The sequence below is a fragment of the Synechococcus sp. W70.1 genome (assembly GCF_047461515.1).
Lineage (GTDB): Bacteria > Cyanobacteriota > Cyanobacteriia > Thermostichales > Thermostichaceae > Thermostichus.
In genome coordinates, this window is record NZ_JANSHH010000032.1 from 40,176 (window position 1) to 66,920 (window position 26,745).

Annotated in this window: 22 protein-coding genes and 1 pseudogene; 10 read left to right on the forward strand and 13 right to left on the reverse strand. The window is 60.5% G+C overall.

Going from position 1 to position 26,745, the window contains the following annotated elements; all coding sequences use genetic code 11:
* Position 1: 1 nt before the first annotated feature.
* Positions 2-1,231, forward strand: a complete 1,230-nt coding sequence (locus tag NW808_RS08180; RefSeq protein ID WP_414410807.1) for an ATP phosphoribosyltransferase regulatory subunit — start codon at positions 2-4, stop codon at positions 1,229-1,231.
* On the opposite strand, the gene gyrB is transcribed toward NW808_RS08180, so the two are convergent.
* From gyrB to menA, 8 genes are all read right to left on the reverse strand, one after another.
* The gene (gyrB, locus tag NW808_RS08185; RefSeq protein ID WP_414411600.1) at positions 1,228-3,156 is read right to left on the reverse strand and encodes a DNA topoisomerase (ATP-hydrolyzing) subunit B; all 1,929 of its coding nucleotides are present in this window, start codon (positions 3,154-3,156) and stop codon (positions 1,228-1,230) included. The genes NW808_RS08180 and gyrB overlap by 4 nt on opposite strands.
* A 157-nt stretch (positions 3,157-3,313) precedes the next feature.
* Positions 3,314-3,859 carry a ribosome maturation factor RimM gene (gene rimM / locus NW808_RS08190; RefSeq protein WP_414420873.1) on the reverse strand — a complete coding sequence of 182 codons (546 nt, stop codon included), beginning with the start codon at positions 3,857-3,859 and terminating at the stop codon, positions 3,314-3,316.
* A gap of 33 nt (positions 3,860-3,892) precedes the next feature.
* On the reverse strand, positions 3,893-4,900 hold the full coding sequence (locus NW808_RS08195; RefSeq protein ID WP_414420874.1) for a Gfo/Idh/MocA family protein: 1,008 nt from the start codon (positions 4,898-4,900) through the stop codon (positions 3,893-3,895).
* Between the two features lie 82 nt (positions 4,901-4,982).
* Positions 4,983-6,218: an LL-diaminopimelate aminotransferase gene (locus NW808_RS08200; protein ID WP_414395482.1), complete on the reverse strand. Its 1,236-nt coding sequence runs from the start codon at positions 6,216-6,218 to the stop codon at positions 4,983-4,985.
* Between the two features lie 71 nt (positions 6,219-6,289).
* Entirely contained in the window at positions 6,290-9,382 is a 3,093-nt protein-coding gene (locus NW808_RS08205) for a hypothetical protein (RefSeq protein ID WP_414420875.1), read from the reverse strand.
* Positions 9,383-9,456: 74 nt separating this feature from the next.
* Positions 9,457-10,635, reverse strand: a complete 1,179-nt coding sequence (locus NW808_RS08210) for an LptF/LptG family permease (protein WP_414420876.1) — start codon at positions 10,633-10,635, stop codon at positions 9,457-9,459.
* Between the two features lie 81 nt (positions 10,636-10,716).
* Positions 10,717-12,459 (reverse strand): hypothetical protein, encoded by a 1,743-nt coding sequence (locus NW808_RS08215; protein ID WP_414420877.1) that lies wholly within the window; start codon positions 12,457-12,459, stop codon positions 10,717-10,719.
* A gap of 169 nt (positions 12,460-12,628) precedes the next feature.
* On the reverse strand, positions 12,629-13,495 hold the full coding sequence (gene menA, locus NW808_RS08220) for a 2-carboxy-1,4-naphthoquinone phytyltransferase (protein ID WP_414410834.1): 867 nt from the start codon (positions 13,493-13,495) through the stop codon (positions 12,629-12,631).
* 329 nt (positions 13,496-13,824) lie between these two features.
* Between menA and NW808_RS08225 the strand changes: the two genes are divergently transcribed.
* Together NW808_RS08225 and thrC are read left to right on the forward strand one after the other, a co-directional pair.
* Positions 13,825-15,324 carry an isochorismate synthase gene (locus NW808_RS08225; RefSeq protein WP_414420878.1) on the forward strand — a complete coding sequence of 500 codons (1,500 nt, stop codon included), beginning with the start codon at positions 13,825-13,827 and terminating at the stop codon, positions 15,322-15,324.
* Positions 15,325-15,409: 85 nt separating this feature from the next.
* A complete protein-coding gene (gene thrC, locus NW808_RS08230; RefSeq protein ID WP_414410798.1) occupies positions 15,410-16,522 on the forward strand; it encodes a threonine synthase in 1,113 nt (370 codons plus the stop codon).
* Positions 16,523-16,608: 86 nt separating this feature from the next.
* Here the strand turns inward: thrC and NW808_RS08235 are convergent, their stop codons facing one another.
* The 3 genes from NW808_RS08235 to NW808_RS08245 form a co-directional block, all read right to left on the reverse strand.
* Positions 16,609-17,259, reverse strand: a complete 651-nt coding sequence (locus tag NW808_RS08235; protein WP_414410797.1) for a (2Fe-2S) ferredoxin domain-containing protein — start codon at positions 17,257-17,259, stop codon at positions 16,609-16,611.
* Positions 17,243-17,515: an Asr1405/Asl0597 family protein gene (locus tag NW808_RS08240; RefSeq protein WP_414410796.1), complete on the reverse strand. Its 273-nt coding sequence runs from the start codon at positions 17,513-17,515 to the stop codon at positions 17,243-17,245. The genes NW808_RS08235 and NW808_RS08240 overlap by 17 nt, the downstream gene beginning before the upstream one ends.
* Before the next feature lie 140 nt (positions 17,516-17,655).
* A complete protein-coding gene (locus tag NW808_RS08245; protein ID WP_414410795.1) occupies positions 17,656-18,207 on the reverse strand; it encodes a Dps family protein in 552 nt (183 codons plus the stop codon).
* A gap of 257 nt (positions 18,208-18,464) precedes the next feature.
* On the opposite strand from NW808_RS08245, the gene NW808_RS08250 reads away from it, so the two are divergent.
* Complete coding sequence (locus NW808_RS08250) at positions 18,465-19,670, forward strand: YcjF family protein (protein ID WP_414420879.1); 1,206 nt, start codon at positions 18,465-18,467, stop codon at positions 19,668-19,670.
* 9 nt (positions 19,671-19,679) lie between these two features.
* On the opposite strand, the gene NW808_RS08255 is transcribed toward NW808_RS08250, so the two are convergent.
* Positions 19,680-20,687, reverse strand: a complete 1,008-nt coding sequence (locus NW808_RS08255; protein ID WP_414420880.1) for a glycosyltransferase family 2 protein — start codon at positions 20,685-20,687, stop codon at positions 19,680-19,682.
* A 213-nt stretch (positions 20,688-20,900) separates the two neighbouring features.
* On the reverse strand, positions 20,901-21,860 hold the full coding sequence (hslO, locus tag NW808_RS08260) for an Hsp33 family molecular chaperone HslO (RefSeq protein ID WP_414410793.1): 960 nt from the start codon (positions 21,858-21,860) through the stop codon (positions 20,901-20,903).
* A 219-nt stretch (positions 21,861-22,079) separates the two neighbouring features.
* Here hslO and NW808_RS08265 point away from each other — a divergent pair, with 219 nt between their 5' ends.
* The 6 genes and pseudogenes from NW808_RS08265 (at position 22,080) to NW808_RS08290 (ending at position 26,737) form a co-directional block, all read left to right on the forward strand.
* Entirely contained in the window at positions 22,080-22,367 is a 288-nt protein-coding gene (locus tag NW808_RS08265) for a DUF6464 family protein (RefSeq protein ID WP_414395459.1), read from the forward strand.
* Positions 22,368-22,504: 137 nt separating this feature from the next.
* Positions 22,505-22,978, forward strand: coding sequence for a M67 family metallopeptidase (locus NW808_RS08270; RefSeq protein WP_414420881.1), 474 nt, complete (start codon positions 22,505-22,507; stop codon positions 22,976-22,978).
* A gap of 111 nt (positions 22,979-23,089) precedes the next feature.
* The gene (locus NW808_RS08275) at positions 23,090-23,371 is read left to right on the forward strand and encodes a MoaD/ThiS family protein (RefSeq protein ID WP_414395455.1); all 282 of its coding nucleotides are present in this window, start codon (positions 23,090-23,092) and stop codon (positions 23,369-23,371) included.
* A 2-nt stretch (positions 23,372-23,373) separates the two neighbouring features.
* Positions 23,374-24,534: a molybdopterin-synthase adenylyltransferase MoeB gene (moeB, locus tag NW808_RS08280; protein ID WP_414405129.1), complete on the forward strand. Its 1,161-nt coding sequence runs from the start codon at positions 23,374-23,376 to the stop codon at positions 24,532-24,534.
* Positions 24,535-24,600: 66 nt separating this feature from the next.
* Positions 24,601-25,764 (forward strand): annotated as a pseudogene (ribB, locus tag NW808_RS08285) (3,4-dihydroxy-2-butanone-4-phosphate synthase); the annotation flags it as partial.
* Positions 25,765-26,155: 391 nt separating this feature from the next.
* Positions 26,156-26,737, forward strand: a complete 582-nt coding sequence (locus NW808_RS08290) for a DoxX family protein (protein ID WP_414395451.1) — start codon at positions 26,156-26,158, stop codon at positions 26,735-26,737.
* Positions 26,738-26,745 lie beyond the last annotated feature (8 nt).

The following is a 26,745-nucleotide window of genomic DNA, read 5'->3' on the forward strand; positions in this document are numbered from 1 at the left end:
GATGCGGCAGGACAGCCTGTACGATCGCGTCGGCGGTGATCCCCGCCCCGAAGCCAGTTCCCTGCGCCCCCCCACTGGCGCTCGCGACTTTCTACCGCGGGAGGTCCAGCGGCGGGAAAGGCTGGAGGCGCAGCTAACTCAGGTTTTTCGCCGCTACGGCTATCAACGCATCATCACACCCACCCTGGAGCGGCTGGAGACGCTGCTGGCTGGAGGATCCATCCGCGGCGAGGCCGTGCTGCAACTGCGGGATGGGGAAGGAACGATGCTGGGGCTGCGCCCCGAGTTTACCGCTTCTATTGTGCGGGCGGCGGCTACTCGGCTGGCGGGCGGGCCCCTGCCCCTGCGGCTTTACTATCACGGCAACGTCTTCCGCAATAGCCGGCGGGAGGAGGGATCCTACACTAGCCAAGAGTTTTTCCAGTCTGGAGTGGAGCTCATCGGTGCAGGCGGGTGGCTAGCAGATGCCGAGATCTTGCTGCTTTTGGCCGATTGCGTGCGCGCTGTCGGCCTCAGCAACTGGACGTTACTTTTGGGAGATGTGGGCTTGACCGAGAGCCTGCTCAACCCTGTTGCTCCCAAGGCCCAGGCGGCAGTGCGCCGCGCCATAGCCCAGCTTGACTACGTCTACCTGGAGTCCGCCCCTTTGCCAGAAGCAGCCCGCCAAATTGGCTTGCAGATTCTGGGGCTGCGCGGCCAGCCTGACCAGGTTCTACCTCAGCTTGCCCAGCTTCCGGTGCCGTCGGAGCGGCTGCGGGATCTGCGGCAGTTGTGCCAGATCCTAGAGGCCCATCAGGTGCGGGTGGTGCTAGACCTTAGCTTGCTGCAGACTCTAGCCTACTACACCGGCATTGTCTTCCAGGCAGTGGTGGGGGGAGAGGTCATCGCCCTGGGCGGGCGCTACGACCGGCTCTATGCCCTCTATAGCCCGCAGCAACTCGAGCAGCCAGGGATTGGTTTTACCCTCCTGCCGGATACCCTGCTGCGGCTTTTGCCCCCCGATCCTCAGGCCGAGGCTGCAGCCTGCAAGCGGTTGGTGGTGCCGCTGGTGCCGGCAGGGATCCCGGCAGCCCTAGCCTTGGCTGCCCGCTGGCGGGAGTCAGAGGCGGTGGAGCTGGAGTTGCTGGATCGGACGCCCGAAGAGATCGAGGCCTACGCCCGCCAGTGCCGGATCCCCGAGATTGCCTGGGTGCAGGCTGATGGCAGCTACCACATCTCCCACGTGGACTAAATATCCAGAGCCGCCAGATCCAACTGGCCGCTGTGGGCTTCAATAAATTCCCGCCTGGGGCCGACGGCATCGCCCATCAAGATGGTGAAGATGCGATCCGCCTCGGCGGCATCCTCGATGGTGATTTGCTTGAGGACGCGCGTTGCCGGGTTCATGGTGGTTTCCCAGAGCTGCTCCGGCATCATTTCCCCCAAGCCCTTGAAGCGCTGGATGGTGTACTTGGCGTTGGCCGGCAGGCTGCGCAGAACTTGCTCCTTTTCCGCCTCGTTGTAGCAGTAGCGCACATTGTTGCGGCCCCACTCAATCTTGTAGAGGGGCGGACAGGCAATGTAGACGTAGCCCTGCTCCAAGAGCGCCTTCTGATAGCGGTAAAAGAAGGTAAGCAGCAGGGTGCGAATGTGGCTGCCGTCCACGTCGGCGTCGGTCATGAGGATGATGCGGTGGTAGCGCAGCTGGCTGGGATCAAACTCTTCCCCCTTGACCCCCAAGCCCAGCGCCGTGATCATGGCCTGAATCTCAGCGTTTTTGTAGATCTTGGCGGGATCGGCCTTCTCGATGTTGAGGATCTTGCCGCGCAAGGGCAGCACTGCCTGGAACTGGCGATCCCGGCCCTGCTTGGCGCTGCCCCCTGCCGAGTCGCCCTCGACCAAATACACCTCCGACTCTGCGGGATCGCGGCAACTGCAGTCGGCCAGTTTCCCCGGCAGCGTGGAGGACTCCAAAGCCGACTTGCGGCGCACCAATTCCCGGGCCCGGCGGGCCGCCTCGGCGGCGTTGAAGGACTGGATGGCCTTGTCGACAATCCCCCTAGCCACGTTGGGGTTGAACTCGAGGTACTCCGTGAGGGCCTCCGAGACAATGGTCTGGACAATGCCCCGCACCTCGGTGTTGCCCAACTTGGTTTTGGTCTGCCCCTCAAACTCGGGGTTGGGCACCTTGACCGAGACAATGGCCGTCAACCCCTCCCGCACGTTTTCGCCCGCCAGGTTGGGATCAGAATCTTTGAGTTTGTTGAGCTTGCGGGCTTGGCTGTTGATGGTGAGGGTGAGGGCAGTCTTCAATCCCTCCAGGTGGGTGCCCCCTTCGGTGGTGCGGATGTTGTTGGCAAAGCCAATGACCGTATCGGTGTAGACATCTCCACACCACTGCAGGGCGGCTTCTACCTCAACCCCATCCCGCTCCCCGTGGATGTAGATAACGTCGGCGTGGAGGGGGGTTTTCTCGTGGTTAATAAAAGCCACGTATTCCTTAATGCCACCCGTAAATTGATAGACTTCGCAGTGAACGGGATCCCGCCGCAGATCGCTGAAGGTAATCTTCAAGCCGGCATTGAGATAGGCCAGCTCCCGAAAACGGCTTGCTAGCAGATCGTAGTCAAACTCCCGCTCGGGGAAAATCAGGGCATCTGGCTTAAAGCGTACCTCTGTGCCTCGCTGGTGAGATCCCGGAGGCTGCGGCTCAGCCTTTAGGGATCCCACGACTGCCCCCCGCTCAAAGCGCTGAAAGTAAACCTTGCCATCTCTCCAGACTCTGGCCTCTAGCCACTCCGAGAGGGCATTTACTACTGAGACGCCAACGCCGTGCAGCCCCCCGGAGACTTTGTAGCCGCCTCCCCCAAACTTGCCGCCGGCATGCAACACGGTCATGACCGTCACTAGCGCCGGCTGCCCTGTTTTTGGGTGGATGTCTACCGGGATGCCGCGGCCATTGTCCAGCACCGCCACTGAACCGTCGGGGTAGAGGGTAACCTGGATCTCGTTGCAGTAGCCGGCCAGGGCCTCGTCGACCGAGTTGTCCACCACCTCATGCACCAAGTGGTGCAATCCCTTTGGCCCCGTGGAGCCAATGTACATACCAGGCCGCCTGCGCACAGCCTCCAAGCCCTCTAGAACTTGGATCTGCTCTGCACCGTAGTTTTCTGTCATTGCAATCGCAGCCTCGCTAGCACAAGTCCGGAAAAATTGACTCTTGAGGCCAGAGAAGAGGCCATTACCCAAAACACTGCCGCCATGATAGCACAAAAGCCTAGAAGGGCAAAACAGCGGCCTTCGAGGGCTGACTTAGCCAGGGGATGCAGGAGGGCTAGCTGTCTGGGCCAAGAAAGCTCTCCACCAGGCCCGGTGGCGGCTGCACCTGCAGTTGGCCTTTTTCCAGATCCACCACTGGCACCAGAGCTTTCACGAAGGGGATCAACACCTGCCGCTTGTCGGGAGTAGAGATCTCCAAGACATCTTGGCCACCAGCCCAGATGGCCGAAACATGCCCCAGCAGCCGCCCTTGATGGTAGACGGCTAGACCAATGAGATCGCGGTAGTGGTACTCCTCCGGCCCCAGGGAGGGGCGCTGGGAAGCAGGCACCAGCACCTTAGCGCCCACCCAAGCCTCTGCCGCTGTGCGATCCGGGATCCCTTCTAGCCGCACCAGGTACAGGCCCTTGTTCGGAAAAAACCGCCCCTCAACTAGAGAATGCAGGAGGGGCTCGGGGTCGCTATCCCGCTGCAGCCAGCGGGGCCCTGGCTGGGTGAGGCGCTCCGGAAAATCCGACCAACACTTAACTCGCAGCCAGCCCCGTAGACCGTGGGCCGCCACCACCTGTCCCACCAGCAGCCAAGCGCGATCCCTAGACATGGCGCTAACCAAAGCCAGGCCGCCACAAGAATACTAATCCTGGACGCAGACGACCTGCTGCGTCTGGGCAGATTGCTCAGCAGCTTCGGCCACAGCAAGGGCGTGGAGCATTTTCTCAGTATCCACGTAAAGAGGGCTGCCCTGCCGTAGGTGATCCAACACCAGGCGGGTATCTTGCTCAAACAGGCCGCGGCGGGAGCCGGTCTCCAGGGGGTGGGCGCTGCCGGGACGCAACAGCGTCGCCTCTTCGCCATTGATTAACAGGCCACCGCGCTGGCCATGGAACTCCAGTAGGCGCTGGGAACACCACAGCGAATCCCCTTTGCCGTAGGTCAACACCGCCAGCAGCCCGTTGGCAAAACTCAGTTGGGCCGTGCAGTAGCAACTGCTGTAGCGGTGGGGCAGGTCTGGACCGTCGTAGCGCAGTTGACAGCTCACCCGCTCTACTTTCCCCAACAGGTCCACCAGGCGGTGGATGCGGGAGACAGCCCCCGTGAGAGGAAAGCCGAAGAGGTCGGGCCGATAAGTCCAGCGGTCAGGGGCAGGGTGGGTGGCAGTGAGGGTAATGTAGCGAACGGCAAACAACTTGCCCAGCCCTGCCAGCTCCCGTCTCAGCAACTGGTGAACGCCGCTGAGGAGCTCGATGTGCTCCACATGCAACAGCAACCGCCGTTCCGCGGCCAATTGCACCAGCGAACGAGCTTCGGCAGCGCTGAAGGCCAGGGGATATTCCACAACGGTGTGGATCCCGGCTTCCAGGGCGGCACGGGCGATGGCTGCATGATCCCGATTGATGGTGCTAACAAACACCAAATCCAGCCGCTGCTCGCAAAACAGGGAAGACCAGTCGGAATAGGCAGTAGCCCCAAACTCAGCAGCAAAGGCGGCACTTCGCTGGGGCGTTCGGCCAGCAACAGCCACAATTTGCACCTGCTCATCTTTGCGCAAGGCCTCTGCCCGTGAGCGAGCTGCGTAGCCAGTGCCGATGATCCCCACCCGCAAGGTCTGTCTCCTCTCGTAGCCTGTTTCTGTCTGTAGCATCCCATAGAGCCCCACACTAGGGATCTTGCCCTCTCCAGCTTGTCCGGGAAGATCCCTGCTCCCCCGCCAAAGCTCTAGCCCCTTAGCTTCCAAACACGCTGACAATGCGGCGCATCGCCTCCTCCACGTTGGCGCGGCTGTTAAAAGCCGACAGGCGCAGATAGCCCTCGCCAGCGCTGCCAAAGCCAGATCCGGGGGTGCCCACCACATGGCAGGTGTGCAGCAGCTTGTCGAAAAACTCCCAACTACTTAGCCCCTCCGGGGCTTTTACCCAAACGTAGGGAGCGTTGACGCCGCCGTAGGCCTGGAGGCCGGCTTTGGCCAACTGCTCACGAATGATGCGGGCATTCTCCAGGTAAAACTGCACCAGAGCCCGCACCTGCGCCTGCCCCTCCTCAGAGTAGACAGCCTCAGCCCCTCGCTGCACAATGTAGGCTACACCGTTGAACTTGGTGGACTGGCGGCGATACCACAGGCTCCACAGATCCACCCAGGAGCCGTCGGCAGCCTGGCCTCGCAGCGACTTGGGCACCACCGTAAAGGCGCAGCGGGTGCCGGTAAAGCCAGCCGTTTTGGAGAAGGAGCGAAACTCGATGGCACATTCCCTGGCCCCTGGGATCTCGTAGATGGAGTGCGGGATCCCGGGCTCGGTAATGTAGGCCTCGTAGGCGGCATCAAAGAGGATGAGCGAGTTGTGGGCGCGGGCATAGTCCACCCAGGCCTGCAGATGCTCCCGCGTGGCGACTGCACCAGTGGGGTTGTTGGGAAAGCAGAGGTAGATGACGTCCACCTTTTGCTCGGGCAGGCTGGCGGTGAAGTGGTTTTCCGCCGTCAGCGGCAGATAGACCAGGCCCTCGTATTCGCCCCGCTCGTTGGCTGGCCCCGTATGGCCCGCCATCACATTGGTGTCCACGTAAACCGGATAGACAGGATCCGTGATGGCAATGGTGTTGTCGTGGCCGAGAATATCCAGAATGTTGCCGCAGTCGCACTTGGAGCCATCAGAGATGAAGATCTCGGAAGCGTCGATGTCGCAGCCGCGGGCCTGAAAGTCGTGCTGGGCAATGGCCTGGCGCAGCCACTCGTAGCCCTGTTCCGGTCCATAGCCGCGGAAGGTAGCCCGATCCCCCATCTCCTCCACGGCCCGGATCATGGCGGCTCGACAGGCTGCCGGCAGCGGCTCGGTGACATCGCCAATGCCCATCTTGATGATCTGAGCTTCGGGATGGGCGGCGGCGAAGGCCTGCACGCGCCGGGCAATTTCGGGAAAGAGATAGCCAGCCTTGAGCTTGAGGAAATGGTCGTTGATCCTGGCCATAGGAGTTGAGCGCTGCAAAGAACCGTCGGCCCTCCAGTGTAGCCGAAGCCAATTCCCCGCTGCTTACCAGCTCACAGCCCCAGCCTCTCCAAGCTGAAGGCGCCCACTGGTGAAGTCAGTTGAAACTCCCCCCGCTCCTGCGTCAGGCCCACCGGGCGACTGGGGAAGGCCACCAGGATCCCTTCCAGGCGCAGCGAGCCCGCCAGGGGATCGTAGGCCAAGCGCAGCTCCAAGTCCCGCAGGTCGCGGCGCACCTCAAGGCGGCGGATCCCTGCCTCCGTCAGGCCCAGGCGGAGCCGCCAGTGGTTTTGCCACTGCGTGCCAAGGGTGGCATCCAGGTCAAGGCCGTAGGTGGAAATTCCTCCCGACCGGGGATCGTAAACTGCCTGCAGCGCGTAGCTAATCCCCGGCTCATAGCTGTCTAGACCCGAGCGTTGATCCCGGTTGAAGGTGGTGCTGCTGCGCCCCCGATACTCCAGCCGAATGGGTTGCCATTGCCCCTTGTTGAGGTCGTAGGAAGTTTGCACCTGGACGTTGAACAGCTCGGGCACGGTGTTCCAGGTAAAGTTGGCGTTGAGGGTATCCCACCTTTGGGCAACGAAATCATAGCCAAGGGTGGTGTCAAAGCGCAGCAGGTTCCTCACTTGCGCCTGCAGCTCCTGCAGGTTGCGGGAGGCAATCGCTTCCAAGTCCTCCGGCGTGTCGTCGGGAAAAGTCAGGGCTATGGGCAGCTCGCCGGGCAGGTCATCTTCAAAGGCAAGGTAGCCGGGAGGCACGTTGGGCAAGAAATTGCGCGGGGTGAAGAAGCTAATGCTGGCGTTGAGGCGATCCACATCTCGGGGGCTGGCGGAAAGGGTTTGAAAGGGAGCGGAATTGTTGCCGTAGAAGGTGCGGCTGTAGCGCAGGTCGATGGTGTTCCATTCAGCAGGCTTGAAGCTAAGGCGGGGGTTGAGGCTGACGGTGGACTCCTGGTTGGGAGTGGAGTACAGGACTTGAGTGTAGTCAATGGAGCCGGGCACGAAGGTGATCCAGGGGGCAGGTTGAATGTCGTTGAACTGAAGGCTGGAGCGCAGCTCGTAGCGATTGAAAAAGTTGAGGCCAGATCCCCCTTCTCGATTCGGCTGTTGCTCTTGGGTCAGGGTGAGGGCGCTGCTGAGGAAGATATCGGGACTGAGGCGGAGGGGATCGGGGTTGAAGGCCAGCTCGAAATTGCGGCGCGGCTCGGTGTCGCCGTTGGAGCTGCTGTAGGCGCGGTAGGCCAGGCGGTAGGTGCCACCCCAGCCAGGGGGGGTGAGCTGGGTGCCCAGCGTCAGCCGTGTGTCGGCAAAATCTGGCCCGTCTTTGACGCTTACCCGCTGGTTGTAGTCCAAGCGCAGATCCGACTGCAGCCAGGGCACGCCCCCATAGCGCTGCAGGTGACTGAGGGTGAGGGGAAAGGTGTAGGTGCCGTTCTCCTGGGATCCGCTGCGGTTGATGTTGAGGGTGGTGGTCGAGAGATCCCCCTGGAAGGTGGCATTGAGGCGGAGATCGGCATTGTCGTTGCGCCCGCCGGCAGGGCGGTAGGTGTTGTCCAGGTTGAGGTTAAGCTGTCCCCGCAGTTGGCCTTCTTGGCCGAAGATGTTGGCGGCGTAGAAGTCGAAATTGTGGTCAAGGCGGAGGCGGCTAGAAAAGCGCTGCTCGTCGGCCTCGGTTACCAGGTAAAACTGGGCCCGCCCATAGTTGACGCTGTCGGGGATGGGGAGGATGTAGTCGTGGACAAAGCCAAGGCCCAGGCCTTTCTTCTGCAAGACATCCAGCCGCAGGCCGCCAAAGTTGTACTCGTTGAAGCGGTAGGCCCAACTGGACTTGACAAACACTCCTTCCGCCTTGCTCCGCCCTGGCAGCACCCACTGGTGATCTCGCAGGCTGTAAATGAAAAGGGGCAGGTAGGCAATCTGCAGCCCCGCCCGCAGTTCGCCCTCCTTGCTCAGCTCGCCGCCAGCAAAGACGCGGGCATTGTAAACGATAACCTGGTTGTCGGGAAACACCTCCACCCGATCCCCTTGCACGTAGTGGGTGATGGGCGGCTCTGGTGAGGTGGTGAGGGTTGCCTTCTCAAGGAAGATCTGATCCCCCAGCAGGGCGGTGGTCTTTTGGCTGCGCACAAAGATCTTGGTGCCCGGCTCCTCCCCAGGCAGGATCACCAGCGAGTTTTCAAATTGAGCCCTGCGACCGGGAATATCCAAGTCCAGGTTTTGCCCTTCAATTTGCCGGATCCCGCGCCCCTGCGGCCCAGGAGGCCACTCCATGCGAAAAGGGCCCTCGCTGCGCAGGCGCCGTTCCCGCCGGTAAAACACCAGCCGCTCGCCGCTGATGCGGGTGCCGTCAGCCAGCTGGATCTGGGCGTTCCCCTCGGCAATGCCCACATCTTGTTCAGCAAGGTAGCTGAGCACATCCCCGCTGACATTGACTTGATCCGGGTCAAGAGGGATCTGCCGTTGGACAGTGGTGGCCAGTTGCTGGCGAATTTGGGATCCCTGGCCGGCAGGGGGAGCAGCTTCTGGGCTTAGGTCCCGCAGCAGGGGGAACCGCTCCAACAACTGGGGAGCTAGGAGGGATCCGGCAGTGGGGGTGAATACCTCCGTCCCGCTTTGAGCTGTTCTCTGAGGGCTAGTATTCAAGTTCCCACCGGCTGGCGAGGTCAATGCCGTCTTTTGCCCTTGAGCAGTGGCCAGGCCCTCGACAGGGGAGAAGCCCCTTGCTTCGTTGGGCTGCTCTTCTACCTGCAAGTCAGCAGCTCGGGAAGTTATAGGCCAAAAGGAGCGAAGGGAGTCCAGAGTAGGAATAGCTGCAGTAGGCCGGGAAGACGGTGTTGCCTGGGCCTGTTGCGCCTGCTGCCGTGCATGGGCTGCTGTCCCCTCGGCCAAGAGCCGCTGTAGCCGCTGCCGGCTGAGCTCTTCTGGCGTGAGGGCCTTTTCAGGAGGGGTGCTAGACGGCGGGGAGGATGGAGCGATGGGATCCCCCAACAGGCTGGCGCCGGTGGGAGCAGCCGGTTCTGGATTGGGAGCTCGGTGAGCCAGTTGTAGCTGCTGGGCCGAGGTTTGCGCTGCCCAAAAGCGCTGATAGCCCTCTAGGTTGGTAGGCAGGGGATCCGGCTGGGCAAAGACCGCCCTCCCCGTTCCCACCCACAGGGAGCTGCCCCAGCAAAGGGCTAGCCACCTTGCCCATGGGCTGAAGCCTTGCAAGAAGCTACCAGATCTCACCGCAAAAACCGCCACAGCAGACCGAGGCTTACCCCACCGAAAATCATGTTCGGCAGCCAGGCAGCTAGCCAGGGATCAATATACCCAACTCGACCCATCGCACGTCCCAGGCTCATCAGTACATAGTAAACAAACACCAGAACAATCGCTAGCGCCACACTGCCGTAGCGGCCAGTCTGCCGCACCGTCTGCAAGCCCAGGGGCGCCGCTACCAAGATGGCAAAAAAGCTGGCCAAAGGAATGGCGAACTTGAGGTGGTATTCCGTCAGGCAGCGAGCCACATCGGCAGCAGGACGTTGCTCCTTCCGGTATCGCTGACATTGCTCCCACAGCTCTGCTGCCCGTTGCTCCTGGGGCACTCTTTCGGCATACACCAGGCCCACCAACTGGTTGACAATGTTGAGCTCCATCTCTGCCACGTGGCCTTCGTAGTAGGTGCGCCCCTGCTCGTCATAGCGACGGATCACCACCCCTTGCAAATGCCACACCTGGCCCACCCGTTGGGCCCTTTGGGCTGAGATCACTTGCGGGTAGCGCAGATGGCCCGTCTCAGCCTTGCGATCCAAAATCAACAAGTCCTGCATCAAGCCTGTCTTTGGGTCCATCGAGCCAACGTGAAACCAGAGGTCGCTGTCCACCCGGACCACCTCTCCGGGGTTGAAGGGAAGAGCATCCTGGGCCAGGATGAGGTTGGTGTTGAGGGTCTTCACCTTTTGGTTGGTCTGGGGCACAATCACCTCATGGGTAAAGAGCGCTAGGCCGCTAATCAGCAGGCCAATGCAGAGCAGGGGAATTAACACTTTGCGGTAGGGGATCCCAGCCGCCCGCAGCGCCGTCATCTCGCTATCAGCTCCCATCCTGCCCAGGGTAAGCAGGGTGGCAAAGAGGGCAGCAATGGGAAAGGTAACCACCAAAATAGCGGGCAAGTTGAGGAGGAGAATGTGCAAAATTGTTAGAGGAGGAGCTCCTTTTTTCACCAGCAAATCGGCATAGATAAAAAGCTGGTTGCCCAGCATCATCACTGCGCCCCCCGCCACTCCCAGGAAGAAGGGGCGGATCATCTCCTTAAAAAGATAAAACTCCAAAAAAAAGCCTCCAAGCCTCAGGGATCCCCAAAAGCTCCCCTCCCCCGCAGCAGCTTTGCGCCGTTTACCCTTGGTCAATTGGGTGGGCATTTGCCTTGACCACCTCGGACTGGAGTGCAACTTTGGCCGCCCCAGCCGGCACAGACGACGGAAGGCAAGGGCTGGATCCCTTCAGAGGGCATCGGTGAGGCGAAATTGAACCATCCCCTGCCGCTCTCCGTCCCCTTCGACGGTGTACTCATCCTGCTTTATATTCAGGGTGACCAGCTTGCCGCTGAGGCGGTTGGCGCCTCGGCACAGGTGATCCAAAGCATCGCGGCCGGGCAGCCCCTCGGTAGTTTTGCGGGGAATTGGATTGAGCTCGCCGCGATCGCAAAGCAGAACAGGAGCCCGCTCAGCGGTAATTCTGAAAATCTGCTCTTGGTCGGAGTACTCCGCCCGATCCCCTTCGACAGCGCGGTTGGCTTGCACAATGACCACCTGACCAAAGAAACGGGCGTTGCCGCTGGCTTGCTCAATTTCCACGTGGTTGGCGTAGATCACCGTCGGTTGATCCACATCCGCTTGAGTCTGGGGGTTTTGGAGGCGCCGCGCCAGCCAGTCTCCCTCGATCTGCTCGATCACCACCTCTCCCCGCAGCTCCACCTTCTCAGGGGTGATGATGGCCTGGTTGGCCTTGGCTTTCCGCCCCCGCTGGATAAACTCGACGGCCCCACTGAACTCCGAGGTGCCGGTGCGGGAGTTGTAAACCAGGCGGGCAGCCCGCACCTCCGTTTCAGCCTGGCGCAGCTCCTCCGTCAGGGATCCGCTGCCGCCAGCCGGCGTGGAGGTGGCCATCTGCCGGTAGAGCACATTCTCTTCAAAGACGAAGATCTTGTCGCGGTGGTTGCCCTCCAAACGAGCAGCCGTGAGCACCCGCCCAGGCTCGCGCAGGGTAACTCCCCCTGTCAACAGGCTTTGGGACTCGCGACGGCGGTAGATGCCCTGAGCTGCCTGGATGGTGGTTTCCCCCTGTTGAACTTCCAGGTTGCCTTCCCCGCGGGCAACTTGCGTGTTGCGGTCGTAGGTGAGGCGGTCGGCAATGATGGTAACTTCCTGGTTCTGGGGGTTTGGAGTTGCCGCGGAAGCGGGAGCAGCCTGGGCCAAGCGCAGGTCGGCCAGGAGGGGATCCCGGCTGCTCCCAGCAGCCACCTCCTGCAACACCACGCCACCCGAGAGAATGCTTTGCGCCTGTTGGCGTAGGTAAGTGCCTTGGGGAGCGCGAATCTCAAGACCCCCTTCGCGGATGCGCAGGTTGCCCTTCCCCTCGGCCACCTGCTGGGTGCGGTCGTAGGTGAGCTGGTCAGCGGTAATGGTGGTGGAGGTGGCGCCGTCCAGACCCTCCCCCGGCAGGACAACGAGCTTGCCCTGCTCGGCCCTGAGGAGGGCAAAGGGAAAGTTAAACGAGCCGGAGCGGCCTTGCAGCACCATTTCTTGCCCTTTGACGGTAAACGCTGCTGGCACTTCTATGCGCTCTGCAGGGGTAATCCTCAAGGCGCTAGTCAGGAGCAAGCTGCCGTCGTCACTTCTAACCTCCACTTCTTCCTCCAGGTACAGCTCGTCGGCAGTGGCATCGTAGCGGGCTCGCTTGGCCCGCCAAGTCACCTGCTTGCTGCTGGCAAAAAACGGACTCGGCGCGCCTTCCCCGGCATCGACACCGTCTCCATAGAAGTAGCCCCGCGCTCCCTGCTCGAACACCTGTTGCCCGGCAGCCAGCTTTACCTGTTCGGCGATGAGTCGCCAACGACGGCGTCCCCCCTGCTGTCCGACAATGTCCACCTTGCGGCTGACTGAAAGAGGCTGATCTGGGGGAAAAGGCTCCACTTTCACTTCTTCAATTTCAAGAGCCAAGGCCCAGGCAACCAAAGCCGCCAAGAGCCCGCTCCCCAAGAGCGCTACCCCTAGATTGGAATGGAAAAATTGCCGCATCCTTACGACTTCTCCGCTTTGATCCCCAGCTCCTCAACCTGGCAGTTAGGCTGTAGCTTAGCGCAGTTTGCCAGCAGCAGGAGGATCTAGATCACAACCCCCGTCTTCCCCTTAACTAACCCAAGCGGCTGAGGATAAAGCCCAGCCCCAGAAACAGCCCCAGCCAAAAGTGGAGGCCAACAGCAATGAACTTGGAATGACTAATCCGCTGCGGCTGATTGTGATAGGTGCCCAGCAGCCGGGAAAGCCGCACGGCAGACGGGATCCCGGCACAACCCAGAAGCGTCCAAGCTGGGAAAATCCCCAGCCCCACAAACAGCAGCAGCAGGCCAAAAACACTGCCGCAGATCCAGGGGACGAGGCGGGCGGAGCGGCGGGTGCCCAGGCGAACCACTGGCGAGCGCTTGCCGGCAGCGCGATCATCTTCCACTTGATGGAAATGGGAGCAAAACAGGATCAAGCTGGTTGCTATCCCCACCACCACCGAGGCTGCCAAGGCCGGCAGCGACCAAGTCCGACTTTGGCTGTAGTGGGCAGCCAAAACCGCCAGTGGCCCAAAGCTCAAAAAGCAGAGGATCTCCCCAAGCCCTTGGTAGCCCAGGCGCAGCGGCGGCCCCTGGTAGGCGTAGCCTAGCCCGCAGGCCAGCAGCACCAACAGCAACACCGTGGGATCCCCCTGCCGCCAGCTCAGCCAGAGGATCCCGGCTAGCCCCAGGGCCAGAAAGGCGTTGCCGACCCAGAACACCTGCGCCGGCTTGCCCGTCAGGTTGACTAGCGAGTGGAGCTTGTTTTTGTCCACTCCTGTCTGGGCATCGAACACGTCATTGCTGAGGTTGACCCAAGCCAGGAGGCAAACGGCCGCCCCCAAAAACACCAGCAAAATCTCCACGTCCATTGCACCCACCTGGGCGTAGGCAATGGCGGATCCCACCCAAATGGGCATGATGGCCACGCTGTAGATGGGGGGCTTGAGGGCGGCCATCCACAGCTGTCGCCGCAAGGAAGAATCGCGGCTGCTCTCTTCCCCAAGCTGGCCTTGGCTAGCCTTTGGATTTGTCTTAGGCGGCTGCGGCTGGGCAGGCATGGTGGCATTGGCTTGGTTCCGTACTTTTAGGTTAGGGGGCTCCTGTTCCCATCTCCAAAGATCTAAGGAACTTTGCAATCTGTGAAGAAGCTCCTCAAGTTTCGCCCCTGGCTCCTCTCCTTGTCTTGTTCGCGGAAGCGAACCGTAGGTTCAAGCGCCCTGCCAAGTCTCTATCGACGCTTGTCTTGTTTTCGGCCAAGGTGAGATTATCCCCCTCTTTTTTGCGCATGACTTCCTCTCTTTTCCCCTGGAATGTCCACGGCGCGGCAAGAGCCGGGCGGCCGCCGCTAAGCCCTGCTGATTGGCCAGAGAAGGAAAAGCCCCTCCTAGAAGCCTGCCAACAGCTAGCGCGGGCAACGGGGGTTCCTCAGATTCTCAGCTTGGCCTGGCCCTTCCCCGGGCTCAATCCCCTGGCGGCCCTGGCCCAAGAGTTGAGCTTGCTTCCTCTCCAGCACTTTCCTAGCTATTGCTACTTTGCCCACACGGTGCAGGGGGAACGGGTGCAAGTGCTGGGGTGGGGATCCCTGCGGCGGGCTGATCTTGCCGGAGAGAAGCGATTCCAGGTGGCGCGAGACTTTGTGCAAGCCCTGCAGCCTCATGTTCACACCGCTCCGGCTCCAAGTAGCCCCCAGGAGCGCCTATTGTGCTTCTGCCGTTTTGGCTTTGCCCCCCACAGTGGCGGCGGAGCAGCGCTGGTTCTGCCGCGCTGGCAGCTACTGCAGGTGCAGGGGGAGGTGACGGTGGCGCGGCTCAACCTAGAAATTGGCCCCGACAGCGACTTGGCAGCCTTAGCTGGCCAGATCGCCACCTTTTTTGCCCACATGCAGCGCCTTGCCCAGGCCCCCTTGCCCGCCTGGAGGCCCCAGCCCCCTCTGGAGGTGGCCCTGGCAGAAGAGGCCCTCTTGGCGCGAATTGAAAAGGCCCTGCAAGTCATTTGGGCGGGATCCCTTGAGAAAGTGGTGCTGGCGGAAGCGGTAGACCTGGCGTTGCCCTCTCCCCCTGCCATCCCTTCGCTGCTGGCCTACCTGGAGGCCCATCATCCCGACTGCAGCGTCTTTGCCTTTGCCTCAGAAAGCAAGGGGGATTTTCCTCCCCAAGTCTTTTTGGGAGCTAGCCCGGAGCGGCTGCTTTCGGTGTGGCAAGGCCGGGTGCAGATCGATGCCTTGGCAGGCTCGGTTGCCCGCGGCTCTACCGGGCCCCAGGATTGCCGCTTGGCCGAGGAGCTGCTCCGCAGCCCCAAAAACCGCCGCGAACACCAGTGGGTGGTGCGCTCAATTCAGGAGGCTCTGGGCTGGCTGGGGATGGATCCCTGGATCTCCCCTCAGCCACGGCTGCGCCGTTTGGCCCACATCCAGCACCTGCAAACTGTTATCGAAGCGGAACTTCCCGACCACGTCCACCTGTTTGACCTGTTGGCCCAACTCCACCCCACTGCTGCTGTAGGAGGCTACCCCCAGCAGGCAGCACTGCAGTGGCTGGCGCAGCTAGAGCCCTTTGATCGGGCAAGCTATGCCGCCCCCTTGGGCTGGGTGGACTTACAGGGCAATGGCGAGTTGGTGGTCGGGATCCGCTCAGCCCTGATTGAGGGAAAGCGGGCCCGCCTGTATGCTGGCGCTGGCATCGTAGCCGACTCCAAGCCCGAGCAGGAGGTGGCTGAGATCCGCCTCAAGCTGCACGCGCTGGTCCAGGCCCTGGCCCTCCGGCCGCCAGATCCCCTGGGTCCTTAGCCGAGAGCTTGCCAAGCCGCTACAACGGTCTTCGAACAGTTAAATTAGAGAGCTGGCCCTCCAACGGCCTCGACTTGTCGGCAGCATGGTTACCCTCAATCCCACCTATTCCCTGCCCAGGGCCGGATCCCGCGCCCAAGTGGGTCTCTGGCCCGGCGTTATCGAGCATTACCGGGAGTGGCTCCCCGTCAGTCCCAACACCCCCGTAGTGACGCTGCATGAGGGCAATACCCCTTTGATCCCTGCTCCTGCGCTGAGCCAACGGCTGGGGCGAGACTGCCAGGTTTACCTGAAGCTGGAAGGCCTCAATCCCACGGGCAGCTTCAAGGATCGGGGCATGACCCTGGCGGTGTCCAAAGCCAAAGAGGCGGGGGCAGAGGCCATCATCTGTGCCAGCACCGGCAATACCTCGGCAGCAGCCGCTGCCTATGCAGCCAAAGGGGGCTTGCGGGCCTACGTGCTGATCCCTGATGGCTATGTGGCCAAGGGCAAGCTGGCCCAAACCCTGATGTATGGGGCGGAGATCATTGCCATTCGGGGCAACTTTGACCAGGCACTGGCCATGGTGCGGCAACTGGCGGAAGCCTACCCGGTGGCACTGGTCAATTCTGTCAACCGCTTTCGGCTGGAGGGGCAGAAAACTGCCGCCTTTGAGGTGGTGGATGCCTTGGGAGATGCCCCCGATTGGCTCTGTATCCCGGTAGGCAACGCCGGCAATATCACCGCTTATTGGATGGGCTTTTGCCACTACTACCAGCGAGGCAAGGCCAGCCGTCGCCCACGGCTCTACGGCTTTGAGGCTGCTGGCGCCGCCCCCATCGTCCTCAACCGTGTCGTGGAGCACCCAGAAACGGTGGCCACGGCCATCCGCATTGGCAACCCTGCCAGTTGGGCGAAGGCCAAGGCGGCCGTCCAGGTCAGCGGTGGCCGGGTGGACAGTGTAACTGACGAGGAGATCTTGGCCGCCTATCATCTGTTGGCAAGAGAGGAAGGGATCTTCTGCGAGCCGGCCAGTGCCGCTGCGGTGGCTGGATTGTTGAAATGGCGGGATCAGGTGCCTGCCGGCGCCCAGGTGGTGTGCGTGCTCACCGGCAACGGCCTTAAGGATCCCGACACGGCCGCCCAACAGGGATCTGCTCCCATCCACACGGGGGTTGTCCCCGATTTGGCTGCTGTGGCCCGCTTGATGGGCTTTTAGGGCTGCCGGATTCGGGTAGCGGGAGCATGACCCCCTTGCCCAACACACTCCTAGGCAAATGAACTTGCCGCTGTTGCGAACGGGGACTACCAGTACAGCGCCAAGGCCCGCTTGCGCTCTTCGGGCTGTACACCTTGGCTTGCAGCAGCCTGGCTTTGGTCAGCCTGCTGAACTAGCGGAAAGTGCCGCTCTAGCAAGGCAGGGACAGCTTGCGGAGAAACACCGCTGTAGCAAACTTTGTCGGGCAGGAACACCAGGTTTGGACCCCGCTGGCAATCTTTCAGACAGCCCACCCCCTCCACGCAAATTGAGCCAGAGTAGGCAGCCAAGTGGAAGTTCAGGGCCTGCATAACCGCTCCGGCTCCGCGCCGATAACAGTTGGATTTTTGGCAGACCAGCACCTTACCTTTAGCCTTTGGAGCACCTGGCTCAGGATCTGCCTCGGCCCCGGAAGCTATACACCCTGCCCTCTCCCCGAGCGGAACCACGCGGTAGAGCACCCATTTCTCCCGCTCCTTGAGCAGATCGACTTCCCGCTCCCCCGCAATCTGCACCCTATCCCCTGGCTTGAGGGTACGGTAGAGGGCGGAACGCAGCGGCTGGGGGATCTTGCCGACAAACACTTCTGCTTCGGCCTGCCAGCGCAAGTACTTGAGCTTGCCATCCTTGTCGGGAAGAAATCCCAGGAACTGGCCCTCTACCTCAAACGGGATCCTTTGCTTAGCAAACTTGCTCATCTTGTCCGCCAGCCTCTGCGTTGAGGCGCCAACAAGCCTCTAGGCTGTCCAACAACTCCTGCCGCCGCGCCGTGTATTGGCGGATCACGCTGCGCACCTGCACCACAGCCAAAGGCGAGTCCACCTGCACCTGCAAATAGCCCTCTCCCGTACAGGTTGCTGGGATCCCCAACTCCACCAGCCGCCGCCGAATGCGCCAGCGCTCCCCTAGCGGGATCTGCAAGCAATAGCCACTTTCATAGGGCAGGGGGTTCATGGCCAGAAGCAAAGCCTCGGCAAATAAGTCTAAATGCAGCTAGGCAATAGTGATATAAGTTTTCAACAAGACGTTGCAAAAATGAGGCCTGCCTGCAAGCAGCAGGCCCCCTTGACCGGCAAGCCTGCTCTGGATCTAGGCTAGGCTCTGGCGTCCATCAAGCCAAACACTAGGCTGTCATTGGCCAGGAAGTGATTGAGGTGAAAGGCCCGATCCTCCGTCTTCAGCAAGATCTGCTCGTAGAGGTAGCGGGTGGCGCGATCCCCTAAGCTCTCCGCCTGAGCAGCCTGGCGCCGCAGCAGATCGATGATGGCCTGCTCCGCAGCCAGATCGTTCTTCAACATTTGCCGGGCCTCGAAAGCGCCATCGGGCTCAGGGGTAAAGCAGCAGAGCTTGGCCAAGCTGCTAAAGGTAGCCACTGGCACACCCCCCAAACCAGCAAGGCGCTCTCCCAGGTCGTGGACGTGTTCCCTCACCTGCTCGCAGTGATCCTTGAACAGTTGGTGTAGGGGGTAGAACTCAGTGCCCTCCACCACAAAGTGGTGCTTTTGGTATTGCAAGTACAGCCCTTGGAAGCTGGCCAGAAGGGCGTTCATCCCCTCGCAGATTGGCTGGGTGACCTCCGGGCCGAGCAGGACAGCGTTGTTGCGGACGGTGTTGAAGGCCTGACGCAAGGTTGAGGTTTCAGACATAGGGCAGGGTTCTCCAAAGTGAGGATACAGCTATCTACCCAGACTACCCAATGGAGTTGATTGAGTCGACGCAGGGGTTTTCGGTGTTGACTTTTCCCCAGCATAGGGCACACCAGTAGCTCTTGTGAATAGCTCTCAATAAAGCTTCTTGAACAAGCGCCAGGGGCGGAAACTGTGGGGGAGAGGATGGCACACTGGATTAGGGATCCCGTACCGACCCTCACTGGGGAAAGATCATGTCGCGGACGGAGGCGAGAATGCCCTCCTGGATTGAAAGACTTATTCACGTGACCCAGCGGGCTGTTGCGCGTGCTCGGGGGCAAGAGGGGAACCCAGAAGGTTGGGCCGGCTATCTGCTCCAAGAGAGTCTGCTAGAGGCGGAGGCCGAAATGGGCCATTGCAACATCCTGGTGATTGGCAAAAGCGGGGTGGGCAAAAGCACTTTAGTGAACGCAGTGTTTAAAGACGAGCTGGCCCGCACTGGAGTTGGCAGCCCTGTTACCCGCCACATTCGCAAGTACTCGAAGCAGGGTTGCCCAATTACCATCTACGACACACCTGGCCTGGAATTGGCGGGAGAACAAAATACCCAAATCCGTCTCGAGGTGGCCCAACTCATCGACGAGCTGCGCTTTAAGGATCCCAAACATCACATTCACATTGTTTGGTATTGCATCCACCACGAGCTAAAGCGGCTGGAGGAAACCGAGCGCGAGTGGCTAAGAGAGTTAGAACTCAAAGATGTGCCAGTCATCCTGGTCTTGACCCAATGCCTGGAATACCCAAATCCCGAAGAGAGCGAGTTTTTCCAGTACTTGCAGCGCCAAAATCTGCCCGTTCGCTACATCGTTCCTGTTTTGGCCCGGGACAAGGTCATTAACCGACACCTCACCATACCCGCCCATGGGCTGGAGCACCTGATTGGCTGTACGTCGGAGCTACTGCCGGAAGCCGCTCGCCTTGCTTTCATCCGGCAGCAGTTGTTGCGGGTAGATCTCAAAGCTGATGCTGCTTTTAAGTATGTGTCGGCCTATGTGGCTAGCGCAGCGTTCATCGGGGCCGCACCCCTTCCTTTTGCGGATGCCCCTCTACTGGTAGCGTCACAAGTGGGCATGATTGCCAATATTAGCTTTATCTTTGGCTACAAAGCTTCTCCTTCTTTTTACTACTCTCTGATAGCGAGTCTGGCGGGCATTGGGGGCGCAGTGGTCACTGGGCGGGCGATTGTCTCCAACTTGCTAAAGATGATTCCTGGCGCGGGATCCCTTGCAGGCGGCATTATCCAATCCACCACAGCAGCCACCCTCACCCTTTCCCTGGGCTTGGCTTACATTGAGCTGATGAAAGCCATTGCTCGCGCTGAAATTCGAGGGATCCAGCTCTCCCAAAAGGAAGTGCAGGAGATCTTTGTGCGCGAGTACCGACAATATGCGGCCTCTAGGCGCACTGCTCTAAAAGAGTGAGGGCCGCTCCTATTGGCTAGGCAGCGAGCTGGAGCTATAGACGGATTGGGACTCTGCTGCAGGCAAAGGGGGGGAGCTCTCCAGCCCAAAGGTGCCATTGACTAGGTACAAAGGGCGGCCCTTGACCTCTTCAAAAACGCGGCCCAAGTACTCTCCAATCACGCCTAGACTAATCAACTGGATCCCGCCCAAAAACAAGATCATCACGGCCAAAGAGGCGTAGCCAGGCACATCGGATCCAAACAGCAAGGTACGGACGACGAGGAAAAGGCCATACAGCAGAGCGGCTAGCGAGATCCCCAAGCCCAGATAGCTCCACACCCGCAGCGGCCAAGAGCTAAAAGAGGTGATGCCTTCTATAGCCAAGTTCCACAGCCGCCAGTAATTCCACTGGCTTTTGCCGCGAAAACGGGGGGCGCGGTCGTAAAAAATGGCCACCTGGCGGTAGCCCACCCAGGCGAAGATCCCCTTCATGAAGCGGGTGCGCTCCCGCAGTTGCTTGATAGCATCCACCACCTGCCGATCCAAGAGGCGAAAATCCCCCGTATTGCGCGGGATCGGCACCTGGCTCAGCTGCTCGATCACCCAGTAAAACCCGTTGGCCGTTAGGCGTTTTAGCCAGCTTTCCCCTTGGCGACTGCGGCGCACAGCGTAGACCACCTGGTACCCTTGCCGCCATAGCTGCAGCATCTGGGGGATCAGCTCGGGTGGGTCTTGCAGGTCAGCGTCGATGGGAACAACAGCCCTGCCGGAGGCATAATCCAGACCCGCCGTGAGGGCAATCTCCTTGCCAAAACAGCGGGAAAGGTTGACCACCTTGATGCGAGGATCGCGGCGATGGAAAGCAATGAGCTTTTCTAGGGTGTCGTCCTGGCTGCCGTCGTTGACACAGATAACCTCGTAGGGGATCCCCAGGGGATCCAAGGTGAGCTGCAAGCGCTCAAACAGGGACTCTAGGTTGTCTGCCTCATTCTTGCAGGGGATGACAACCGAGAGCTCAGGAGTAAGGGGAGACATCGGAAAAAAAGTAGGGATTCTTTCTCTAGCAACTCTTGTGTTGAGCGCTGGGCCAGGGGGGACTTTAAGCCACTGTTGCCGCTTTTGGCCTCCCACCTAATTGAGCCTTTGACCCGCCCACGAGATTGGCTCTTGCCATCGGCCTGGTAAGTAATCTAGGACAAGGATGAAAGCTTGTCCACCAAGATTTGTCGACAAACTCAATCCTTACCCTCACTGGCTGGCCGACATCTCAGCCACAATCGAGCGCAGCTCGCCTTCGGAAAGGCGGTAGACCTTGTTGCAGAATTGGCAAACCACCTCCGCCCCCCCATCGGTTTGGATCATCTCCAGGAGCTCATCCCGCTCTAGCATGCGCAGTGCCCCCTTCACCCGCTCGGAATTGCAGGGGCAATGGAAGCGGACAGGGAGCACCTCTGGCGCTAGCTTGAGATCCAAGTCACCTAGCCAAATTTCTAGCAGCTCCTGCAAAGCTTTACCGCGGGCCAGTTGGGGGGTGAATTCCTCCACCTGGCTTAGCCGAGACTCTATCTCCGAGATCAAGTTGGCCGGCGCGCCTGGCAGGAGCTGCACCAGCACTCCACCGGCAGCACGGACTCGCTGGGAATCGAGGCTCACCCCCAGCAGAACCGCTGAGGGGATCTGCTCAGAGGAAGTGAGGTAGTAGCTGACGTCATCTCCCACTTCTCCCGAAACCAGCTCCACAGTGCTGGTGTAGGGCTGGCCGTAGCCTAAGTCCCGCACGACGTGCAAATAGCCGTAGCGCCCAACCGCCTGGCCCACATCCAACTTGCCCTCAGGGGTGAGGGGAAGTTCAATAGCCGGGTTGCTCACGTAGCCGCGCACTGTACCGTCCACGCCGGCATCGACGTGAATGCCACCAAGGGGGCCATTGCCCCTAATTTGCAGGCCAATCCGGGCTTGGGGTTCCTTCAGGTCAGCCGCCAGCAGTAGAGCTGCACTCATGGCTCGCCCCAGCGCCACTGTTGCTACATAGGAGAGCTGGTGCCGCTCCCGCGCTTCCTGGACTGCCTGAGTGGAAACAACGCTCACCACGCGAATGTTGTCTTCTGCCGCCGTACCTCGGATTAGGTAATCCGGAGGAGAGGGGGGAAGGCTTTCAGAGATGGCTTTTGGGTTTTGCCATTGCTCTGAGCCGCAGGCGCCTTTCATCACAACCTCGATACTCCTCTCAGAAGCCAGCTTGCCGGGATCTCCTAGCGGCTTGGGCTTGCTGCAACTTCCTAAAATCAAAGCTAGCTTGCCCCATACCATCATAGGCAGCTTATCCCCAGGGCAAAGAGAGTTTGCAATTTTTCCCTCCCCTTACTAAGGTGTGCCATCCTGAGGATCCAGGCCAATCCAACACAACTCCTCGCCTTTTGGCCTTTTATGGTGGATCACCTCACCGCCCAACTCTTACAACATGCAGCCAAGCGCCGCTGGCAAGAACACGCCTATAGCCGATTTTTGCGGGACTGGCGCCGACAAGTGGTATTGCTGCGCCGCCAGCGTGCTGGAGAGTTTGGCCAACCGCTAGGGGATCCCTCCTGTGCCTTTAGCGCTCGCTCGGCATGGTTGCGCTGCGCGGTCAATCCCCAGGGGCCCTGTCAGGGCTGCCCCCACTACCTGCCTCTTATCCCTCCAGCGCCGGCCTCCCGCCACAGCGGCTCGGAGTAGCTGCAGGATAACCCCAGGGCGCGACAAGCGGCGTTTTCCGTGCTCTACACCGCTGGCGCAAGCAGAGGGGGGAGATACGCCCGGGCCCATTTGTGCCAGAATAAAGGACGATAATTCCATCGGCAAAGGCGGGATTCATGGCCCTCTACCTTTCGGCAGAGCACCTCCACGCCATCCGCCAACACGGCGAACAGGCCTTCCCCTACGAGGGCTGCGGCATTCTAATTGGCGAGCTCAAGGGATCTGACAAGCTCGTCCACGAGCTTTGGCCGGTGGCCAACAGCTGGGATCAGGCTGAAAACCCCTTGGCGGATGGGGAGTCCAGCCGCCGTCGTTTCTTGATCGAGCCAGCTGACTTCAAGCGAGCCAGCGACTATGCTCGTGGCAAGGGCCTAGGGATCCTAGGCACCTACCATTCCCATCCCAACCACCCTGCCCTCCCCTCCGAGTTCGACCGGCAGCATGCCTTCCCCTGGGGCTTTTCCTGCGTGATCGTCAGCGTGCGCGAGGGCAAGGCAGAAGAGGTGGCCAGCTGGGTTTTGGACGAGCAGGAACAACTGCAGCGGGAGCCCATCCAGGTTTGGGTGGAGGCATCCCCTGCCTTGCTCTAAGCCTCTCTTTGGCTGGGGAGCAAAGCGGTAGTCTGGACTGGAGAGTTGGCCAGAGGATCCCAGAGCCTCAAGTGTTCCCTCAAGATCGCTAGACTCTTTTCCCGAACCCCTATGGCAACCAAGATCTTGATCCCTGCCCCCTTGCGGCCTTACACCGACAATCTGGAAGCGGTCGAAATCGAAGGTAGCAGCGTTGGCGAGGTGATGCGCAACCTAGTTACCCGCTACAGTGAGCTCAAGCGGCACCTCTACACGGAGGATGGCAAGCTGCGCAACTTCGTCAACGTCTACCTCAATGACGAGGACGTGCGCAACTTGGCCCAGGGCGATGACACCCCTGTAGGCGAAGAGGCTGTCATTAGCATCGTCCCTGCCATTGCCGGAGGGTGGTGACCATGTTGAACCTAGACACCAGCCAAGTCACGCTCTCCCGCGAGGAGATGGAGCGATTTTCCCGCCACTTGATCCTGCCGGAGGTGGGCCTGGAAGGGCAGAAGCGGCTAAAGGCGGGCAAGGTGTTGTGCATTGGCACAGGCGGCCTTGGCTCGCCCCTGCTGCTTTACTTGGCCGCAGCCGGCGTGGGGCGGATTGGCATTGTTGACTTTGATGTGGTTGATGTGTCCAACCTGCAGCGGCAGGTCATCCACGGCACCTCCTGGGTGGGCAAGCCCAAGGTGGAATCGGCCAAAAACCGCATCCTGGAGATCAACCCCTACTGCCAGGTGGATGTCTACAACACCGCCCTGAAGGCTGACAATGCCCTAGAGCTGTTTGCCAACTACGACGTGATTGTCGATGGCACCGACAATTTCCCCACCCGCTACCTGGTCAACGATGCCTGTGTTTTAACGGGCAAGCCCAACGTCTACGGCTCCATCTTCCGTTTCGAGGGGCAGGCAACGGTTTTCAACTACGAGGGCGGTCCCAACTACCGCGACCTCTACCCCGAGCCACCCCCGCCAGGCTTGGTGCCCTCCTGTGCCGAGGGGGGGGTGTTGGGGATCCTCCCGGGCATCATCGGCCTCATCCAGGCAACTGAGACCGTGAAAATCCTGCTGGGCATCGGCACGACGCTAAGTGGGCGGCTGCTCCTTTACGATGCCCTGAAGATGAGCTTCCGCGAGCTAAAGCTGCGCAAGAATCCTGACACCCCGCCCATTACCCGGCTCATCGACTACGAGCAGTTCTGCGGCATCCCGCAAGCGCGGGCTGGAGAGCAGGCAGAAATCCCCGAGATTACAGTAGACGAGCTGAAAGCATGGATGGATGCCGGCAAGGAGTTTGTGCTTGTCGATGTGCGCAATCCCAACGAGTGGGAGCTTGGCCGGATTCCAGGTGCTCACTTGATCCCGTTGCCCCAGATTGAAAATGGAGATGGAGTGGAGCAGGTGCGGCGGCTCCTCAACGGCTCAGAGCTAGTCGTCCACTGCAAAAGTGGGGTGCGATCGGCCAAAGCCTTGAAGATCCTGAAGGCAGCCGGGATCGAGGGGAAAAACCTGCGCGGTGGTATCCTTGCCTGGGCTGAAGCCTACGATCCCTCCATTCCCAAATACTAGTAGTCCATAGCTCTGGCCCTCCCTGGTGGTTCGCTTAGGATAAACCGGAGGGCTCTTTCTACCCCCATGAGCGCCATTTTGCCAGCGGAGACGGAAACCCTCTTCCACTCCATCCCCGAAGCCCTGGAAGACCTTAGGGGTGGCCGCATGGTCATCGTGGTCGATGACGAGAATCGGGAAAACGAAGGGGATCTCATCTGTGCTGCCCAGTTTGCCACGCCAGAGGTGATCAACTTCATGGCCACCCATGGGCGGGGTCTTATCTGTCTAGCCATGCAGGGATCCCGCCTCGACGAGCTGAAGATCCCGCTGATGGTGGGGCAGAACACCGACAGCAACCAGACTGCCTTTACGGTCAGCATCGATGCCGGGCCAGAGTTAGGGGTTTCCACGGGCATTTCCGCTGCCGATCGCGCTCGTACCATCCAGGCGGCCATCCATCCCCATACGCGGCCGGAAGACCTGCGCCGACCGGGGCATGTCTTTCCCTTGCGGGCAAGAGAAGGTGGGGTGCTCAAGCGGGCCGGGCACACCGAAGCAGCGGTGGATTTGGCCTTATTGGCAGGGCTTTACCCGGCAGGCGTGCTCTGCGAGATCCAAAACCCGGATGGCTCCATGGCTCGCTTGCCCCAGTTGGTTGAGTTTGCTCGCAAGCACAATCTTAAGATCATCACCATTGCCCATCTCATCGAGTACCGGCTGCGCACGGAGCGGTTGGTCCATCGTGGGGCTACCGCCACCCTGCCGACGGAGTTTGGCCAGTTTCAGGTCTACGGCTACCGCGACACCCTCAACCAGGTAGAACACCTAGCGCTTGTGAAGGGGGATCCGACCCAATTTGCCGCCGAGCCTGTCCTGGTGCGTGTGCAAGCGGAGTGCCCCCTGGGGGATGCATTGGGATCCCTGCGCTGCGACTGTCGTCGCCAACTGACTGCTGCCCTGAAGATGATCGACCACCAGGGCAAGGGAGTGCTGGTGTACCTGCGGCGCCCAGAGCTTAGCCTCATCGAGCAAATTCAGTCCTATGCCCGGCAGGATCTAGGTCTTGCCGAGACGGTGCCAGCAGGGGCAATGGACCTGCGCGATTACGGCATTGGCGCCCAGATTTTGCGGGATGTGGGGGTGCGAAAGATGCGTCTTATCAGCAACACCTCCCGCCACATCAGCGGCTTGAGGGGATTTGGCCTGGAAGTAGCCGAGCGGGTGCCCCTGCTACTGGAAGAGTCGGATCTCAGTTTGCAGATGGAGCCCTCCTGCTCTCTTACCGGAAAGTTTGAACCGCAGCTCCACTCCGGTCTAGGACGGTAGGGCAGTGGAGAGTCGAGGGCCCTAGCCCAAAGACGGCGCAGGATCTGCTCTCGACGCCGGAAGCGCTAGAAGAGCTCCTTGCGGCAGCAGGTGCTGTGCCAGAACGGGGACTTCGGACTGCAGTCGCAAGAAGCGAACGAAGACAGGGATCGCTGGCCAGGAAAGCCGCGCCAGTACCCCTTGGGAACTGCTCCGGCAAACCTTAGGGGATCTCCTCTCCTAGCGGGAGTGGCGACGCTCCGGCTTCGTCTTGCTGCAGACCATTCAGAATCGTTACAGTAGTTTACGTTCCTTAGCAGAGCAGGTTTCCCCTATGGCCCTCCTTCAGCGGTTTCTCGGGCTGCTGACTTCTGTCCTGCGTCACGACAGCGTTGGCCCGCGGTGGTCTCAGGTGGGCTGGACAATCCTGCGGGGGGTGGCAGGGCTCTTCATGATCCACAACGGCCTCGATAAACTGGCGGATGTCGAAGGGTTTGCAGCGGCTTACGTAGAAGTCATCGGCTTGCCCTTCCCAATCTTTTTCTCCTATGTAGCTGCCTACACTGAACTGATCGCGGCCCCCCTGGTAGCCCTCGGCCTGTTCACCCGGCCTGCCGCGTTGAGCTTGGTAGCAACAATGGCGGTGGCCATGTTTCACCACATCAAGGTGGCTGGTTTCAGCGTTTCCTACCTGGAGCTATCAGCTATCTACGCGGCCATCTTCTTGGCCTTTGCTGTGAATGGTGGCGGCTGGTTTTCGGGGGATCAGCTTTTGGTGAACGCCATCGAATCGTGGCTAAACCGCGCTAGCCGAGAAAAGCTGGAGAGCTTGCAGTCTTCTTTGCAAGCGGCTACAGAGCAGGTTAGGGCAGCGGAGAAAGAAGCGGCCGAAGCCCCTCCGCCGCCTCCCTCCTGAGCTGGTCC

Excerpts from the sequence above, each read along its gene's own strand:
- NW808_RS08290 (WP_414395451.1), top strand. The coding sequence starts at position 26,156 with ATGGCCCTCCTTCAGCGGTTTCTCGGGCTGCTGACTTCTGTCCTGCGT.
- NW808_RS08240 (WP_414410796.1), bottom strand. The coding sequence starts at position 17,515 with ATGAACCCCCTGCCCTATGAAAGTGGCTATTGCTTGCAGATCCCGCTA.
- NW808_RS08265 (WP_414395459.1), top strand. The coding sequence starts at position 22,080 with ATGGTGGATCACCTCACCGCCCAACTCTTACAACATGCAGCCAAGCGC.
- hslO (WP_414410793.1), bottom strand. The coding sequence starts at position 21,860 with ATGAAAGGCGCCTGCGGCTCAGAGCAATGGCAAAACCCAAAAGCCATC.
- NW808_RS08250 (WP_414420879.1), top strand. The coding sequence starts at position 18,465 with ATGCCCTCCTGGATTGAAAGACTTATTCACGTGACCCAGCGGGCTGTT.
- rimM (WP_414420873.1), bottom strand. The coding sequence starts at position 3,859 with ATGTCTAGGGATCGCGCTTGGCTGCTGGTGGGACAGGTGGTGGCGGCC.
- NW808_RS08245 (WP_414410795.1), bottom strand. The coding sequence starts at position 18,207 with ATGTCTGAAACCTCAACCTTGCGTCAGGCCTTCAACACCGTCCGCAAC.
- menA (WP_414410834.1), bottom strand. The coding sequence starts at position 13,495 with ATGGCCGCCCTCAAGCCCCCCATCTACAGCGTGGCCATCATGCCCATT.
- NW808_RS08235 (WP_414410797.1), bottom strand. The coding sequence starts at position 17,259 with ATGAGCAAGTTTGCTAAGCAAAGGATCCCGTTTGAGGTAGAGGGCCAG.
- NW808_RS08180 (WP_414410807.1), top strand. The coding sequence starts at position 2 with ATGCGGCAGGACAGCCTGTACGATCGCGTCGGCGGTGATCCCCGCCCC.
- NW808_RS08225 (WP_414420878.1), top strand. The coding sequence starts at position 13,825 with ATGACTTCCTCTCTTTTCCCCTGGAATGTCCACGGCGCGGCAAGAGCC.
- NW808_RS08255 (WP_414420880.1), bottom strand. The coding sequence starts at position 20,687 with ATGTCTCCCCTTACTCCTGAGCTCTCGGTTGTCATCCCCTGCAAGAAT.
- NW808_RS08210 (WP_414420876.1), bottom strand. The coding sequence starts at position 10,635 with ATGCCCACCCAATTGACCAAGGGTAAACGGCGCAAAGCTGCTGCGGGG.
- NW808_RS08200 (WP_414395482.1), bottom strand. The coding sequence starts at position 6,218 with ATGGCCAGGATCAACGACCATTTCCTCAAGCTCAAGGCTGGCTATCTC.
- gyrB (WP_414411600.1), bottom strand. The coding sequence starts at position 3,156 with ATGACAGAAAACTACGGTGCAGAGCAGATCCAAGTTCTAGAGGGCTTG.
- NW808_RS08275 (WP_414395455.1), top strand. The coding sequence starts at position 23,090 with ATGGCAACCAAGATCTTGATCCCTGCCCCCTTGCGGCCTTACACCGAC.
- thrC (WP_414410798.1), top strand. The coding sequence starts at position 15,410 with ATGGTTACCCTCAATCCCACCTATTCCCTGCCCAGGGCCGGATCCCGC.
- NW808_RS08270 (WP_414420881.1), top strand. The coding sequence starts at position 22,505 with ATGGCCCTCTACCTTTCGGCAGAGCACCTCCACGCCATCCGCCAACAC.
- moeB (WP_414405129.1), top strand. The coding sequence starts at position 23,374 with ATGTTGAACCTAGACACCAGCCAAGTCACGCTCTCCCGCGAGGAGATG.
- NW808_RS08195 (WP_414420874.1), bottom strand. The coding sequence starts at position 4,900 with ATGCTACAGACAGAAACAGGCTACGAGAGGAGACAGACCTTGCGGGTG.